The sequence below is a fragment of the Methanosarcina sp. UBA411 genome (assembly GCF_002495725.1).
Taxonomy (GTDB): Archaea; Halobacteriota; Methanosarcinia; order Methanosarcinales; family Methanosarcinaceae; genus Methanosarcina.
This window is the reverse complement of record NZ_DAGK01000013.1, coordinates 1-15,327: the sequence shown is the minus strand read 5'-3', so window position 1 is coordinate 15,327 and position 15,327 is coordinate 1. Positions and strand designations below refer to the sequence as shown.

The following is a 15,327-nucleotide window of genomic DNA, read 5'->3' as shown; positions in this document are numbered from 1 at the left end:
TGATCAAACTTTTTTTGAAAAAGTTTGCGGTCAAGCCTAAGTATTTTTCAGATTTCTGCCAGCATACTTTCAGATCTACGCTCTGTTTAAATAATTGAAAAGTCTTAATTGCTTATATGCGTAAACCTACCGCTATAATTACAGGACTTGTCCTTCTTTCCTTTATAATTTCAATTTATTTCTACCCGAGTATGCCTGAATCTATGGCTACTCACTGGACTATCCAGGGAGAAGTAGATGGGTATATGTCGAAGTTCTGGGGAGTTTTCTTCATGCCGTTGATGATTACAGGGCTTGCAGGGTTATTCCTGGTAATTCCCAAAATTGATCCGAAAAGGGAAAATATAGTGAAATTCAGAAAGTATTATGATGGATTTGTAATTTTTCTGATTTTCTTTATGCTTGCCGTTCATCTCCAGGTACTACTCTGGAATAAAGGTATCCGAATTAGCCCAAATGCTATGCTTCCTGCAGGAGTAGGGCTTTTATTTTACTATATAGGGGTTCTTATGGAAAATGCGGAGAGAAACTGGTTTATTGGCATAAGGACTCCTTGGACCCTTAGCAGCGACCGGGTCTGGAGGCAAACCAACCGGCTTGGAGGAAAGTTATTCAGGGCTGCAGGAATAGCTGCTATGCTGGGAGCGTTTTTCCCTGAACTAGCAATCTATTTCATTCTTGTACCTTCACTCTCTATTGCAGGGTTCACGTTTGTCTACTCATATCTTGAATACAAAAAAGAACTGAAAGAGACTGGATCCTAAATCAAAGCTTAAAAGAGAAAGTTTAAGGAATTCATGTTATTTCAGCTCTTGAAATTCCTATTTTATCGGTTTTTGATTTCACTTTATCAGCACGTTTATCTAACATGTTCTCTTTGTCGTATTGATTTTTATGGCAGAGGAAATGACAAAAGACACTAGCAAAAGGATCGAAAACGGGGACATCATCTCAGTTGATTACATAGGAAAGCTTGAAGATGGCACGCTTTTTGATACTTCCGTAAAGGAAGCAGCTATTGAGGCAGGGATATACAATCAAAGGAGAGACTACAAACCCCTTACATTCACAGTCGGCGCAGGCCAGATGATAAAAGGATTTGATGAAGGGGTTGTCGGAATGCGAGTAGGGGAAGAAAAAACTCTCACAATCCCACCTGAAGAAGCATATGGAGAATACAGGGAAGAATTAACAAGAGAGATACCAGTTAATGCTGTTGATTTCACTCCAGAAGTTGGAATGAAGCTGATCACGGATAGCGGGCTTACAGGTACTATTACCGAGGTCAGCGAGAATAACTTCGTTGTAAACTTCAACCATGAGCTTGCAGGAAAAACCCTGATTTTCTTAGTCAGGATAGTTTCTGTGGAGGAGTGAAAGAATGAAGATCAGGAAAGGAACAGTACTCTTTACAGCGATTCTGCTCCTTGTAAGCACAATTCTTGGCAGCGGCTGCATGGATAATGGGATCAAAGGAGAAGACAACGGGACCAAGGGAGAAGACAGCCAAGTAGTAAAACCCGGAGATAAGGTTCAGGTAGACTATACCGGGAAACTTGAAAATGGCACGATCTTTGATACCTCAAAAGAGGACGTTGCAAAACAGGCCGGAATATACATTGATGGAAGAGAGTATGCCCCTCTAACCTTCGTGGTTGGTTCAGGCCAGCTAATCCAGGGCTTTGACGAAGGCGTAATTGGAATGAAAGTCGGGGAAGAAAAGACTGTCACAATCCCTCCTGAAGAAGCTTATGGAAAATATGAGGAAGCTAGAATCGTGGATATTCCCATTGAGGAGTTAAATCTAACAAATCGATCTGAACTTCCTGAAGCAGGACAGACTATTAGAGATATTTACGGAAATCAATTCAGAGTAACAGCTGTAAACGACACGCACATCAGTGTTGATACAAACCACCCACTTGCAGGCAAGACCCTAATTTTTGATATAAAAGTCGTGTCTATAGAAAAAATTTAAGTTCCTGTAAATCTAATTGAGAGTTATAATATTTTTTCAAAACGTGCATCCTTTCAATATTCAGGTAGATATTGAGAAAACAGGGATACTGAGAGGAAAATGCATAGGGGAAAGGATAATGGAAAGTTCTCGCACTGTGAAAAAAGGAGATTACCTTCTTATTGATTTCACTGGAAAATTTGAAGACGGGACTGTTTTTGATACTACCCTGAAGGAAAAAGCCCTTGAAGCAGGTATTTATGACGAAAAAAAGGAATACAGACCTTTTTTCTTCAGAGCTGATACAGGTCAGGTTATAAAAGGTATCGATAGGGCAGTTATTGGAATGAAAGAAGGAGATGAAAAAACCCTTACAGCTCCGCCACAAGACGCTTACGGGGAATATAAAAATTACCTTGTCCAGGAAATCCCCCTTGCAAGGCTTGAACTCCAGACTCCTCCTGAGCCCGGTACGAAAATCATAACTCTCGGCGGGAGAGAGGTTAAAGTGCTCAATTCCACGGAAACTTCTACAACCCTGGATTTTAACCATGAACTTGCAGGCAAAACCCTGATTCTTGAAATAAAACTTGTCTCGATTGTAAGGTGATTCGGAGCTTTAAAATAAAGTGATCCGGAGTTTTTAAAAGCAGGAGGTAAGTATGGAAAAAGAAGAAAAAGTCACAGTACTGCTGCTCTTTATGACATTAACTTCTCTTATGACAGCTTATCTTTGCTTTGGATCGGAACTTACAGCTCTGGGACAGGAAACAGGAAAAGAGGTTAGGCAATACACCCGTGAATCCGTAGAAGGAGAAAAAGTATTTCTTGAAGCCGAAGTTTTGAGCAAAAGGTTCACCTACACAGGAGGGCACCTGCTTTTACAGATAGACTGCGACTCCGAAGTCCTCAGTGTCTTTATTCCAAAAACAGCAGGTGCTGACGCCTTAAATCTGTCAATCCAGGAAGGAGATTTCATAAGTTTAACAGGTACTGTCGAGGAGTATGAAGGGAAAAGGGAAATCAAGGTGGATAAAAAAGAAAATATTTATCTAAATAATCCTCGTCTTTCTGAATGAAAATTAGTCTTCTAATAATTATTGTGATTTTTGATGATCGTTAGTATATCAATGAACATGGTTTTTTTGAATTGTAATCTGGGGGTGCTATGATGTGGACAACCATTGTATATCAATGAAAATGGTTTTTTTGAATAAACGTTACTCTTCTGAATAATCGTCGTTCACTTGAGAATTATCATTGTTCTTCTGAGTGATATCAATAACCTTTAAGATAAAGATAAGAGATCATTAATAATATATTCATATAAGAACAACTGGGAAAAATATGAAAGCGTGTATTATGTGCGGAGGGGCAGGGACAAGACTGAGACCACTAACTTTCAAGCACCCTAAACCGAGCATACCGATTCTTAATAAACCGTCAGTCCTGCATCTGATAGAGCATCTTTCAAGAGAAGGGTTTAACGAGATAGTCATAACCCTGGGATATATGGGAGAGCGCATAGAAGAGCAGCTTGGAAATGGGCACATGTTTGGGGTACATATCGATTATGTATACGAGAGAGAAAAACTTGGAACTGCAGGCGGCGTTAAAAACGCTGAGGAGTACCTGGAAGACGAGCCATTTATCGTGCTTGGGGGAGACCACGTCCTTAGCCTTAACCTGAGAGAGATGTATCGTTTCCATGAAACAAATGATGCCCCTGTGACCATAGGGCTTCTTTCAATTGACGATCCAAGAGAATTTGGAATTGCGGACATGGATATCAATAACCGGATACACCGCTTCCTGGAAAAGCCAAAAGCAGGTCAGATATTCAGCAACCTTGCAAGTACAGGCATTTATATTTGCGACCCATCGGTTTTTGAATGGATTCCTAGAGGAAGAAAATACGACTTTGCAAAAGACCTTTTCCCTTTCATGCTTGAATCTGATAAAAAAATTAACGGTGTGCTTGTGCGGGGAAAATGGACTGACGTGGGAAGTTCAGCAGCTTACAGGCAGGCGCAGCGTTGGATGCTCGATGACCTTCCAGGAACGACAATAGAAGGGAATTTTACAACCCGGAACGCCAGAATAAAAGGTCCCCTGTCCATAGGAAGCAATGTGTCCATAGGATCGAATTCTTCCCTTGTAGGACCAATAGTCATAGGAGAAAACACAACTATAGGCGATAATGTCCTTATTGGGCCTTATAGTGTTATAGGCTCAAATTGCACTATAGAGAATAATGCAAAAATCCTTTCGTCTTATCTTTTTGATAATGTGTTCATAGGAAAGGATTCCAATATTTCAGGCGGGGTAGTATCAGACGAAACAATAGTCGGAGAACACTGCTCCCTTGAAAACGGAACCGTTATTGGACATAAAGTAATTATCGGAAGTAACTCTACAATACATTCTGGGATTAAGATCTGGCCTGAAGTCACTATAAATAAAGACTCAAGCATACAGGATACCATAATAAATTCAGGTTATGAAGCTGATCATGAAGGCTCGTGAGATCCAGGTTTAAAAGTAATCTTCGTAATCAATCGGTGTACCGCAACCGTTGGGCCGGTTGATCACGCTGGATAGGGTTTGGGATAAGTCTCTTAAAATCAAACCCACCGTTTTCGGTCAAGCCTTTTTTAAAAAGGGTTGTGATCACGCTGTTTCCAGTGTTTTCTCCAGTCAACGCGGAAGATTTTTGAGAGATTGAGTAGACATATTTATATTATCCTTAAAGAATCTTTTTAATATGTTATCCAGAGAATTTATCCTGGAAATCCTGAGAAAAAGTGTGCATCTGGTCTCAGTACTTATTGTGCTCATTTACGATTTTTTTGGAAAAGAAGCTGTACTCTGGGTGCTCATGCTGTTCCTTGTAACTGTCCTTGTTCTTGATTATTTCCGGGTTGAGCATGGAATTAGGATACCTTTTTTCTATATTATGTACAGAAAAGATGAAGCTGACCGATTCGGAGGTCACATCTTCTTTGCTCTCGGAGCAATTTCAGTAATAGCTCTATTTAACCGAGAAATCGCGTACGCCGCAATCCTTATGGCTACCTTTGGAGACCTGGCTGCGGCTCTGATAGGGAAATTCTATGGAAAAAGGCGAGTTTTCCAAAAGCTCTTTAAAAATGACAAATCGATTGAAGGCTCAGCTTCGGAATTCATAATTGATTTTATCATCGGGATGCTTATAGTAGGAAATCCCATTGTATCCATAGTGATGGCTTTTCTTGCAACCCTTACGGAAACCGCAGTCAATAAGATTGATGATAACCTTATAGTGCCAGTTTTTGCCGGCTTTTTCGGGCAGCTAACTCTGTTTATTCTAACATACTTATAATAATTCTTCAAATTCTCAAAAGTACTTTCAAAGAATAACCTATAGTTTAAATGAATTTTTCCTGATTGCCTTTTTGAAAGTTCTAAAAATCTAAAAGAAACGAAAACTCAAAAGATCTTCTTAAAACTAAAAATAGTAAAGAACTTGAAAAATCTTCTTAAAACTGAAAAATAGAAAAAAACTTGAAAAATCTTCTTAAAACTAAATATTGAAAAAACTCAAAAGAGCCCTTGATGGGCTCTTATACTCTACTTTCTGACTCAACCTGCGCATTTTTGAGTTTATTCATTTCCTTTATACGTCTGGCAATGATTTCACCCAGATAAAGCACAAGCGCAGCAAGGAGCACATACACTTTCAGGCTAATTGGCTCATCAGACTGTCTTTCCGAGTTCTGCCTAGCGTCTTTCAGGAGAAGGGCTCTTGCATCTTTTTCAGTATAAATTTTCCCTCCGGTTGCAGCGATAAGAGATTCTATATCCTCATTGAGCCCGATATCTCGGTGCTCAAGTTGGTAATTTACCGCAAGCGGGTATCCAGAAAGATCATGGATTCCAATAGTTTCGGGATTTACGCTTGCCTCGTAGGTATTTCTTCCGGTTAAAGCAAGGTCGAGAGGGCTTCCATCCAGCTTTAGCTCTGGGATTCCCTTTTCATACATTGTAAGAGTCAGATCAGAAGGCGTACCAAGCCACGTATCCGGTCCATCCAGGACAGCTCCTTCTTCGGCTCTTGGGTTTCCTATTGCCCAGTTAGTAGTACCTGAAATAAGTTTTGCACTTGAACCGTTATAAAGGGCAGACGCCCAGCGAGAACCTTCTCCTTCCCCATTGTCCGTGGTAAAGGCTGCAACTCTTCCAAGCCCGAAACGCCAGGTGGTTAGTACAGGCTTTCCTGTGACAGTGATAACTAGACGTTCAGCTCCAGCCTTTGGAGTAACGCCGTTATATCCTGTAATACTGGCATTTGTAAGGTTTACACTTCCCGTAATGAAATGGTTAGGAGAATACTCAAGCAGAGGATAAGTGTCAAGCTCGATATCCTTTTTTTCATCCTCATTTTCTTCATCAGGTAGCTCTTTCGGCGGCTCAAAGCGTATATTTGCCCTTTCTCCCATGTTGATGTGGAAATAGTTATCATCAAGCCCGAGTTCTTTCATAAAGTTCTCAGCATAATAGTTTCTGGTTTTATCAGTTTGGGAAGGAGCTACTGAGCGGATATGGATAAAATATAGATTTACTCCCAGCTCCTGAAGCTCTTTTGCGGCCTGAAGGCTTGGCTTGTAGGAATCTTCGATTGCTCCATCTGAAATGATAATAGCATCAAGTTCGCCATCCTTGCCTGCAAGCATTTCTTTTGCGGTTTTGAGCCCCTCATTTAAGGAAGTCTTGCTCTGGCTGTCAGGGGTCAGTCGCGAAATTTTTTCTATCAGGATCTTTTGATTCTGTTCAAGTCCGAGAAATACGAACCCTCCTGAGATATCATATCCCTTGCTTCCGAATGCTATAACCTCGGCATTTGCATCTTTGAGATTTTCGTTCTGGACAATATTGATAGCATTTGCCAGAATATCTCCCTGACTTTTGTGGGCAGAAGTACTCGGAGAAACATCAAGTATCAGGACAAGGTTCCTTCCTCCCTTGTATTCGGAAGGCTTTGAAAGTACAGGCAGGATTTCTTCAAGCGAGGAGTTAAGGTAACTTCCGTAATTATATGCCTGTTTTCCTCCCACAACAACCAGCCCGCCTCCGTTGCTGACATAATTTTTGATCTCTTTCATCTGAGCTTCAGAAAAGGAACTAATGAGCTGGTTATCAAGCACCAGGACTTTGCTGCCCTTAAGAGCCGCTGCTCCTGGATAAGTGCTGACAACCGAAACATTATAAAGTTTATTTAAAACCTTGCCTAAAGAAGAATCGGGTTCACTTGTAACAAGGGTAAGCTTCGGTTTTGGAATTACATACACGGACTTGAAGAATTCATTGTTAACCTTATTGTGATCCTCTCCGTGAGGAGTGAGTTTAACCCTGAGACTATGGGCACCGAGGGTGTTAAAAGTCTGCCTGATCGGAATTGGATTATCACTATTATCCCTGCCCTCCAGAGTAAAGTCCTTGCTCTGAGAAAGCTGCCCTTCCACGAATACTTCAAGGAAATAACTGACACTCTGGTTTGAAGCCTGGCGGACAACTATTTCAAATTCGTTCTGGTTATCAACAAAAACCGTCTTGTCTCCGAGCACTTCGACACTGAGGTCATTCGCTTTTAGTTCGGGCTGGATAAGATAGACCGGAGTATCGGTTTCTTTTGCAAATTCCAGGGCTTCAGGGAGATCCTTGCCTGCATTATTGTTCCCGTCGCTGACCAGTATTATCTGGTTGCCACCGCCCGCATATTGCATAATAGTATCTCCAAGCGAGGTTTTATCCCCGGTTAGCTGGACTAAAGTTGTTGGAGTATTGGCTACAAGGGCTTTGTACAGTTCACTGCCTGCTTCTTCAGGAAAGAGCCCCATACTTGAAGTCTGATCCTGAACCAGCACAAGAGAAGGATCTTCTTCACTAATCGTTTGTGTAACCGTAGTAAAGGGAGAAGCCAGGGCAAGCACAAGCAGGAACGCGACAAGCATTCTCCATTCTACAAGCTTTGTTTTTGTTTTCCTCAGGAGATAGAATCCCACAATAATTACAGGGATTATCAGGAAGAGCATCTCGGGATGTTCAAGGGAGATCATAATTCACCCCGCTGGCGCACAATAAGGATTTCAAGCAGTATGAGCAGGAATAAAACTCCTATCAGGTAATTGGTAATATCCTGTTTGGCGGTATAGGAATCCGCCCTTACAAGTTTGGGTTCATCATTCGAAACCGCCCTTTTTATCAATTCCGAGGCATCGATTTTAGTATTCGATTCCCGGTCATCGTAGAGATTGACTGCAATTTTCTTCCCTGCAAGCTCATAGATTCCAGCCTCGTCAAAGAGGATGCGGTTTGAAGTGAAAGTCTTTGAAGGCGTACGGATTTCCTCAGTTTTCGCAAGGGAGGTCAATGTACCGGTTTTCAGGTTATATTCTGAGATATCGCCTGTCCCTCCAAGCCACTGGACAAGTTTTATCCAGAAAACTGGATACTCAGGCAGGTTATGGAAATTATTCCAGGAATTTTCCCCGAGTTCATCACTCAGCCCCATATAGAAAACCGTTCCCCTACCTACCTGCCAGTAACTCAATATAGGGACATCGTTTTCAAGCGCTACAAGGGTTGTTGAGCCAGTTCTTTCAGCTGCACTCATGTATTTACGGACCGAGATTTCGTTGCTTCTTATGTCCTTTGTAATACTGCTTTTCTGGATTTCTTTAACTCTGATCCCATATTCTGCATCCTCAAGTCTAAGAGGCTTCACAGGTAGGATCCTGATAAGGTCAACCTCGGTTTTCTCGGGAATCAGGGCTCCGCTTACAATAAAAACTGCATTGCCTCCGTTCCTGACATAGTTTTCAATTCTTTCGACCGAAGTATCAGCAATAGGCGTCTCTTTCTGGGCAAGCACAACAAGGGTATATTTGTCAAGCTCAGCAGGTACTGATTCTGAGACAGTCAGGTCACTGTTTGGAAGCAGGGAGAGCGCAGTTTTCGAAGGCAGCTTACCATTATCAGTAATATAGAGTATACGCTGATCTGAGGTCTCTGGAATTGAGATATAGGCTTTATTGTCAACAGGCTGACTGTCTTTCACATCGAGCCGGACTGTTGTAATCCCTGGCCCAAGGTTTCCAAGAGTGAACTGGTTTGTCTCACCTGCAGGGACATCAAGGGTAAAAGATGTTGTTGCGTTTCCTGAAGTTCCTCTAACGGTTTCGATTTTTACACGCTGATTCTGATCCTTATAGTTCTTGATCACACCTGTATAGCCGTATTTTCCATCTGTGGCTTCAATCCAGCCGTTAATGATACCAATATTATCGGCAGGCTTTCCTACTTTTACGAAATTAACCTCAATCCCGTAGGACTCAGCTAGGTTCTTGGAAGCAACAGGGTCATCACCTTTGGAGTAAGCAAAATCCGAAATAACAATGATTCTTCCCCCTTCCCTGGAAAGAGACCGCATACCTGTGGTAATTGCTGCAGATAGGTCGGCTGCGCCTGCACCTGGCTTGACCTTCTTGAAAATGTCGTGTGCAGCCGAGGCGCTTCCTCCTTCAAGGGCAAGCAAAGGCATATCCGAAGCCAGAATTATACTGTTTCTCTTGCTCACATAATCATCAGCAATCCCAACCGCGTCCTCAAAGCGGGAATCAACCTGCATGCTTGCAGAGGTATCAAGGATGAGCACGGTATGCTCTCCACTCAGAGGTTCTTCCGAATTGTAATAATAGCCTGCTGCCGCAATGGAAAGAAGGATCAGCATCAGGAGCTGGATCAGGAAAAGCGGGTCCTGCACGATTTTCGTGAGCGAGGCGTAAACCCGTTTTCTTTCTCTCTCAAGCTTAAGGACAAACATGAGTGAGGGAATTGAAAGTACTGCCGGCTTGGGACGGAGCATATAAAGAATGATAAGCGGGATGATACTCAGGAGAGCAGCAAGAGCAAAGGGATTTTCAAAAGGCATTTTTTAGCGTCTCCTTCTCCTGATGGTATGGTAGAAAGCGTCAAAGATAGGGGTGTCGGTTGTAAAACTATAGAACTCAGCCCCTGCCTTCATGCAGGCTTTTTTAATCCTTGCGTTGTGGTCATCGAGTTTTTTAAGGTATTTCTCTTTGAAACTTTCACTGATATAAGTCCTGACCTCTTCTCCGGTTTCAAGGTCTATAAGCTTGCTGTTTCCATTAAGAGGAAGCACCTTTTCTGTGGGGTCGAGAACCTGAACCAGAATGAGATCATGATGAGATAATCTGGAAACTGCAGTTTCTATTGCCTCAGGTTCCTGAAGAAAATCCGAGACAAGGATTACAAGGGATCTGGATTTGATTTCCCGGCTGTACTTTATGACAGCCTCCCCGATGGAGGTCCCCCCTGATAGCTCGAGTTCTGTTAGCCTGTCGATTGCCCGCAGAAGGTTTTTTCGTCCCCTGCTGGGTTTATTTATCTCGATTTCCTGTGTAAAGGTTGAGATTGCAAATCTATCGTTATATTTTGTTACCATGTAGGCATAGCCTGCAGCGAGCATGGCAGCATACTCGAATTTCGAAGTTCCCTTCTCAGGGTAATCCATACTTTTGCTGGCATCCAGAAGGATATGGGTAGTAAGGGTTTTTTCTTCCTCAAACTGCCGCACATAAAGCTTTTCAGTCCTCGCATAGGCTTTCCAGTCGATATCTTTCAGGCTGTCGTTAAGATCATATTCCCTGAATCCGATGGTATCGATACCATGCCCGCTTCGGGTGGAGGGACGGTTTCCGGCGTAAACGGTTGATACTCTTTTCCGGACAGAGAAAGTAAAGCGGTCAAGCTGCTTAAAAAAGTCAGTTTCGATATTTTGTTTTGTGCGAGTCATTCTGGATCGTCAATAAAAAGTCCGGATTATTCCAGACCTGGGGGAAACCTTCAAGGTTACTTTAACTTATTCTATAGTCTTTTTCCTGACCTGGCAATCCCAGAAATTAGGTTTTACTTCATTTTTTTACTTTACTTTCCTGATAATATCCTCAATAGCCTGATCTGGGGTCATTCCGCTTCTTTCGGCTTCGAAAGTCAGAATAAGTCTGTGACGGAGGACAGGATATGCCATGTAATCAATATCCTCTTTGCTTACGAAGTTCCTGCCCTCTATTAGAGCTCTGGCTTTTGCAGCAAGGATAAGGCCGATGGATGCTCTAGGAGAAGCCCCATACTCTATATGTTCTTTGTTTTTTCTTGTCATGCTCACAATAGAAAGGACGCGCTGCTTGAGTTCATCAGAGATAGGAACCTGTCTGGCAAGTTTCTGCAAATCGAGGAGTGTGGATTTATCAAGACCCCTGGAAATCTTCGGGACTTCGGATCTCGTGTATCGGTTTACTATTTCCAGCTCCTCTTCATGAGAAGGATAATCTACAAGAATTTTTAAGAGAAAACGGTCGAGCTGGGCTTCAGGCAGGGGATATGTGCCTTCCATTTCTATGGGGTTCTGAGTTGCAAGAATGAAGAAGGGACGGTCCAGCAGGAAGGTATCGTTTCCGACAGTTACCTGCTTTTCCTGCATAGCTTCAAGCAGGGCTGACTGGGTTTTTGGGGACGCCCTGTTAATCTCATCTGCAAGGACAACATTTGCAAAGACGGGTCCCGGCTGGAACCTGAATTCTTTTTTGTTGTCTTTCTCTTCAATAACATTTGTTCCTGTAATGTCAGAAGGCATGAGGTCAGGGGTACACTGGATTCTGCTGAATTTCAGGTTCATTGCCTTTGAGACTGTGGAAATCATAAGCGTTTTTCCAAGTCCTGGATTACTCTCTACAAGGGCATGCCCTTCACAGATTATTGCAATCACGATCTGCTCCACTACTTTATTCTGGCCTACCACAACGTTTCCAATCTCTTCAAAAAAGCTTTTGAAAATCCTGCTTGCATTCTGATAGGTCGTGGCAGCCTGCCCGGAATCGTTATTTATTTCACTCATATCTGCTTCACCCTTTAAGTTTCTGTTTTTGCAGGGCGTAAAGCCCGCTTTCTCTGGACATTACCTGCTCTGGAACAGTGTGCCTCTAGAAAAGGTCTGTTATTCAAAAACTGCTTTCAGACAACTTTCGATAAAACGGAGTGCGCAGGTAAATCCGACCTTAGATATTTTTTCCAATTACTCTTCTGCAAGTCCTTCAAAATAACTCTGAATAACGTTCCTGTATCCTTCAGGTAGATTTTCATAATAAGCCTTGGATGCAGCTGCTTCAGGGTCTACAGAGCCTGACTGGATGAATGAATCATTATTTTGTTTCCCTGCTTCCTGGCTTGTAAAGCCTTGCCCTGCTCCCGGAGGAATTTTCAGATCAACTTCTTTGCCTTCCACCACAATAACAGCAGGCTCTCCAAAGAGATTTTCCTGGTTTTTGTCATCTGAGGTCCCGCCGTTTTCCTCTACCTGGTAAAGATCAGTATTCGAATTCGAGATAAGGGGAATTTTTTCGATCACTTGAGGTAGATCTTTAGGAGTTATGTCTGTATGATAGTCTGTAACTGCTATATAAGTAGAACCCGAACCTGCAAGTAGCATCGACCCAATCCCTATAATTAACAACTTTTGGTTAAGTAGTGAAGAGGATTTTATCGGCATTAAATCAATAATCACCCCGCCTATGAGATCCTTAACAATTATATTTTCCGTGTTCCTGTTGTCATATGCGGTTCTCAGCCTTTCTTTAAGTGTTGGAAATTCTTCTTCAATAAGATGTATGGCATCTTTCTTTTCTTTTCGAGCATATCTAATAGAAGTGATTATTACAGAAAGTAGGAGTTCAATTAATACAATTCCTAAAGTTTCAAATAGCACATTAAAGCCTAAAAAATTATATTTTATACCCGTATAGGGTTCAAAAGTACTTATTATTGAAAAAACATCTTTCATATTAGTTAATGAAAAGATAATATATAAAACAAAAAATGTAGTGGCAAAATCAAATAATGTGTATAGTAATCTGTAAATTCGGACTGCAGATTCATATTTATTAATTGATGTTTCAAGATCCAAACCATCACACCGCGCAGACTTTGTTAAATCTCTTTTATCTTCGGACCATTTCAATTTTTCCGTTTAATTCTTGAAAGCAAGATAAGAACCCAGTACCTTTAGAGTATCAGTTTTATCCTCTATTTCTTTTAAGGCATCTTTTATAAGTGCATCGCTGGCGTGCCCTTCAAAATCAATGTAGAAGTAATAATCCCCAAGCTCCTTTTTTGAGGGTCTGGATTCGATCCTGGTAAGGTTAATTTTCCTTTTTGCAAAAGCCCCGAGAATTTCGTATAAGGCTCCTGGCCTGTCTTTTTCCAGATATATTATAATGGAGGTTTTATAGGCTAAAAAACTGGAGTTCTCAAGCCCGACTTCTTTTTCAGGCCGGAATGAATCACTCCCTGATTCCTGTCCAAGATAGAATTGTGATTTTTCTTTATCCAGTTTATTATCTGCGGCACATGAATCTTGCTCAACCTGGTTTTTTTCGACGGCCCGCAAAACAATGAAACGGGTGTAATTTTCTTTCCGATCCTGAATATTTGAAACAAGAATTTTTAACCCATAATGCTCGGCAGCTTCAGGGGAAGCGATTGCTGCCATCTCTTCAAACTCTCCTGCAAGCCTTGCTGCATGGGAAGTGCTGCCCGTGCTCCTGAGTTCAGCCTCAGGGAAATTCTTTTTCAGAAAATGCCTGCATTGGGCAAGCCCCTGTGGGTGCGAAAGTATGACTTTGATCTTCTCAGCCCCACCTTTCGAGAGGAGACAGTGCTCGATTTTGACAACGATTTCTCCGACTATATCGGCCCCATTTTCAAGAAGTAAATCAAGAGTAACGCCTATCGAACCCTCAATAGAGTTCTCTATCGGGATTATCGAGAGATCGGATTTTCCTTGCACCGCTGCCAGAAATGTGTCCTCTATATCTGTAAAATACTGGATTTCTGCACTATCTTTCCCGTGTCTCAGAACCCATAGTTTTGCAGCCTTTTCCGAGTACGAGCCTTCGGGACCCATTACACCTATAATCATTTGAGGGTTAATTGCTGGGATGGTAGTAATATTTTTTGCCCGGCAGAGTTGTGGCTCTGCAGCCCGAGTCCCGTCTTGGGATCACAGAAAATCTTCGATTTTCTTGGAGTTGCACTGCAAGTGCAACAGCACGGAGCCCTTTTCTCGCTGGTTAACATATGCTAAGTAATATATAAGTAAGAATTATATATCACGATGTATAATTATATATTATATTGCACAGTTACCTTTGACGTAATTTGGATCTCGTCGCCGACTTTTTACTTCGCTTTCTTAGTTTTATTAATGATTTACCTTTATTCTTTACAAACAAAGGATTAAAATACATAAGCTGGTATACTGTATTATTAAATTTTAAATGTGTGAATGAGTATGTCTACAAGTAAGGGAAAAGAGAAAGCAAATCTGGCCAGAATGAAAAAAGTAATGGAAGAAATTGAAAAAACGACAGATGATTTTGATCTTATCAAGGAATTACATGAGCTTTTAACAATGTCGTACCCTTCGTCTCTAAAATGGCATATAATTGTATTTAAGAATGAAGTTGATAAAAGTTTATGGTACCTGGAAGATATACGAAGGGAAGAGCTCGAAATAGAAAAAATGAATCCGGGGCAAAGAATAGGGTCAAATGACGAACTAAGTCAGGTTAGCAAATTTTCCGAGATACTTAATGCATTTAGATTTGGTCACAAGATGGTGTATGATACGGAATCAAGTCAGTATAAATTGTCAAAGTTAAAGGCTTCCAGAATCACAAGATCAAACGTTTTTGAAATTCCGAAATCCATGATCGGAAACGGTAAACTCCAGTGGAGTGAAGCAGTGAAACAAAAGTGGGGAGAAGATACTATCGGGCAAAGGGAATCATTGGAAAGGGGCATCTGTAATTGAAAAGGTATACATGTTCCCTGCAGTTGCTTGAGACCACCTAAATTAATTCTTTCTATTTTACTTGGGAAAGGCCGCTCTCCCGCGCCGAGTGTGATAAGAATGGCCAGAATAGCTATTAAGGCTGCTCGGTCTTATTTCTCCCTTTACTTTTCATCTGCCTTTAATCTTTTCAATCCTTCTCTTCATACCATTCATTCCTAGCTTCCACCAGAGCTTTTAGATTTGCAAGCGGGGTCCTTGGAGCAATTCCACAGCCTGGAGCAAGAATATCCACACCGGCTGAAAGGCACTGTTTTGCTTCTGCTTTCACGGCATCAGGGGTTCCGAAAAGCAACGTCCTTGAGGGAGAGACATTACCGATTAACCTTGCCCTATTGCCAATAGCCTCTTTTGCAGCTTTTATGCTTACCTTTTCTTCAATACTGATAGCATCGAAACCACA

The 15,327-nt window shown here is 41.7% G+C and carries 16 protein-coding genes; 8 read left to right on the top strand and 8 right to left on the bottom strand.

From position 1 onward, the window contains the following. Positions 1–116: 116 nt before the first annotated feature. From BP861_RS05400 to BP861_RS05375, 6 genes are all read left to right on the top strand, one after another. Entirely contained in the window at positions 117–764 is a 648-nt protein-coding gene (locus BP861_RS05400) for an SdpI family protein (protein WP_292373332.1), read from the top strand. 142 nt (positions 765–906) lie between these two features. Continuing rightward, positions 907–1,377 (top strand): FKBP-type peptidyl-prolyl cis-trans isomerase, encoded by a 471-nt coding sequence (locus BP861_RS05395; RefSeq protein WP_292373330.1) that lies wholly within the window; start codon positions 907–909, stop codon positions 1,375–1,377. Between the two features lie 4 nt (positions 1,378–1,381). Beyond that, positions 1,382–1,978, top strand: coding sequence for an FKBP-type peptidyl-prolyl cis-trans isomerase (locus BP861_RS05390; RefSeq protein WP_292373328.1), 597 nt, complete (start codon positions 1,382–1,384; stop codon positions 1,976–1,978). Positions 1,979–2,096: 118 nt separating this feature from the next. Beyond that, positions 2,097–2,567, top strand: coding sequence for an FKBP-type peptidyl-prolyl cis-trans isomerase (locus tag BP861_RS05385; RefSeq protein WP_292373326.1), 471 nt, complete (start codon positions 2,097–2,099; stop codon positions 2,565–2,567). A 52-nt stretch (positions 2,568–2,619) separates the two neighbouring features. Continuing rightward, positions 2,620–3,036: an OB-fold nucleic acid binding domain-containing protein gene (locus BP861_RS05380; protein WP_292373324.1), complete on the top strand. Its 417-nt coding sequence runs from the start codon at positions 2,620–2,622 to the stop codon at positions 3,034–3,036. Positions 3,037–3,304: 268 nt separating this feature from the next. Next, positions 3,305–4,483 carry a nucleotidyltransferase family protein gene (locus BP861_RS05375; RefSeq protein ID WP_292373323.1) on the top strand — a complete coding sequence of 393 codons (1,179 nt, stop codon included), beginning with the start codon at positions 3,305–3,307 and terminating at the stop codon, positions 4,481–4,483. Positions 4,484–4,511: 28 nt separating this feature from the next. Here the strand turns inward: BP861_RS05375 and BP861_RS05370 are convergent, their stop codons facing one another. Beyond that, positions 4,512–4,658, bottom strand: coding sequence for a hypothetical protein (locus BP861_RS05370; protein ID WP_292373321.1), 147 nt, complete (start codon positions 4,656–4,658; stop codon positions 4,512–4,514). A gap of 63 nt (positions 4,659–4,721) precedes the next feature. Between BP861_RS05370 and BP861_RS05365 the strand changes: the two genes are divergently transcribed. Beyond that, positions 4,722–5,318: a diacylglycerol/polyprenol kinase family protein gene (locus BP861_RS05365; protein ID WP_292373319.1), complete on the top strand. Its 597-nt coding sequence runs from the start codon at positions 4,722–4,724 to the stop codon at positions 5,316–5,318. A gap of 241 nt (positions 5,319–5,559) precedes the next feature. On the opposite strand, the gene BP861_RS05360 is transcribed toward BP861_RS05365, so the two are convergent. The 6 genes from BP861_RS05360 to BP861_RS05335 all read right to left on the bottom strand — a co-directional run bounded on the left by BP861_RS05360 (position 5,560) and on the right by BP861_RS05335 (position 13,991). Then, on the bottom strand, positions 5,560–8,052 hold the full coding sequence (locus BP861_RS05360; RefSeq protein WP_292373317.1) for a vWA domain-containing protein: 2,493 nt from the start codon (positions 8,050–8,052) through the stop codon (positions 5,560–5,562). Next, positions 8,049–9,926 (bottom strand): DUF7408 domain-containing protein, encoded by a 1,878-nt coding sequence (locus BP861_RS05355; protein ID WP_292373315.1) that lies wholly within the window; start codon positions 9,924–9,926, stop codon positions 8,049–8,051. The genes BP861_RS05360 and BP861_RS05355 overlap by 4 nt, the downstream gene beginning before the upstream one ends. A 3-nt stretch (positions 9,927–9,929) precedes the next feature. Continuing rightward, the gene (locus BP861_RS05350) at positions 9,930–10,811 is read right to left on the bottom strand and encodes a DUF58 domain-containing protein (protein WP_292373314.1); all 882 of its coding nucleotides are present in this window, start codon (positions 10,809–10,811) and stop codon (positions 9,930–9,932) included. A gap of 126 nt (positions 10,812–10,937) precedes the next feature. Next, positions 10,938–11,912 (bottom strand): AAA family ATPase, encoded by a 975-nt coding sequence (locus BP861_RS05345; RefSeq protein WP_292373312.1) that lies wholly within the window; start codon positions 11,910–11,912, stop codon positions 10,938–10,940. A gap of 177 nt (positions 11,913–12,089) precedes the next feature. Then, the gene (locus BP861_RS05340) at positions 12,090–12,977 is read right to left on the bottom strand and encodes a DUF7502 family protein (RefSeq protein WP_292373311.1); all 888 of its coding nucleotides are present in this window, start codon (positions 12,975–12,977) and stop codon (positions 12,090–12,092) included. 63 nt (positions 12,978–13,040) lie between these two features. Next, positions 13,041–13,991 carry a prephenate dehydratase gene (locus BP861_RS05335; protein WP_292373310.1) on the bottom strand — a complete coding sequence of 317 codons (951 nt, stop codon included), beginning with the start codon at positions 13,989–13,991 and terminating at the stop codon, positions 13,041–13,043. Positions 13,992–14,417: 426 nt separating this feature from the next. Between BP861_RS05335 and BP861_RS05330 the strand changes: the two genes are divergently transcribed. Beyond that, complete coding sequence (locus BP861_RS05330; RefSeq protein ID WP_292373308.1) at positions 14,418–14,885, top strand: hypothetical protein; 468 nt, start codon at positions 14,418–14,420, stop codon at positions 14,883–14,885. A gap of 169 nt (positions 14,886–15,054) precedes the next feature. Here BP861_RS05330 and BP861_RS05325 read toward each other — a convergent pair. Then, positions 15,055–15,327: uroporphyrinogen decarboxylase family protein (locus BP861_RS05325; RefSeq protein ID WP_292373306.1), on the bottom strand; the 273-nt coding region annotated here is incomplete at its 5' end.

Bases quoted from the DNA above. Each gene is read 5' to 3' on its own strand.
- BP861_RS05335 (WP_292373310.1), bottom strand. From the start codon at position 13,991: ATGATTATAGGTGTAATGGGTCCCGAAGGCTCGTACTCGGAAAAGGCT.
- BP861_RS05385 (WP_292373326.1), top strand. From the start codon at position 2,097: ATGGAAAGTTCTCGCACTGTGAAAAAAGGAGATTACCTTCTTATTGAT.
- BP861_RS05345 (WP_292373312.1), bottom strand. From the start codon at position 11,912: ATGAGTGAAATAAATAACGATTCCGGGCAGGCTGCCACGACCTATCAG.
- BP861_RS05390 (WP_292373328.1), top strand. From the start codon at position 1,382: ATGAAGATCAGGAAAGGAACAGTACTCTTTACAGCGATTCTGCTCCTT.
- BP861_RS05350 (WP_292373314.1), bottom strand. From the start codon at position 10,811: ATGACTCGCACAAAACAAAATATCGAAACTGACTTTTTTAAGCAGCTT.
- BP861_RS05330 (WP_292373308.1), top strand. From the start codon at position 14,418: ATGGAAGAAATTGAAAAAACGACAGATGATTTTGATCTTATCAAGGAA.
- BP861_RS05365 (WP_292373319.1), top strand. From the start codon at position 4,722: ATGTTATCCAGAGAATTTATCCTGGAAATCCTGAGAAAAAGTGTGCAT.
- BP861_RS05400 (WP_292373332.1), top strand. From the start codon at position 117: ATGCGTAAACCTACCGCTATAATTACAGGACTTGTCCTTCTTTCCTTT.
- BP861_RS05380 (WP_292373324.1), top strand. From the start codon at position 2,620: ATGGAAAAAGAAGAAAAAGTCACAGTACTGCTGCTCTTTATGACATTA.
- BP861_RS05375 (WP_292373323.1), top strand. From the start codon at position 3,305: ATGAAAGCGTGTATTATGTGCGGAGGGGCAGGGACAAGACTGAGACCA.
- BP861_RS05355 (WP_292373315.1), bottom strand. From the start codon at position 9,926: ATGCCTTTTGAAAATCCCTTTGCTCTTGCTGCTCTCCTGAGTATCATC.
- BP861_RS05395 (WP_292373330.1), top strand. From the start codon at position 907: ATGACAAAAGACACTAGCAAAAGGATCGAAAACGGGGACATCATCTCA.
- BP861_RS05360 (WP_292373317.1), bottom strand. From the start codon at position 8,052: ATGATCTCCCTTGAACATCCCGAGATGCTCTTCCTGATAATCCCTGTA.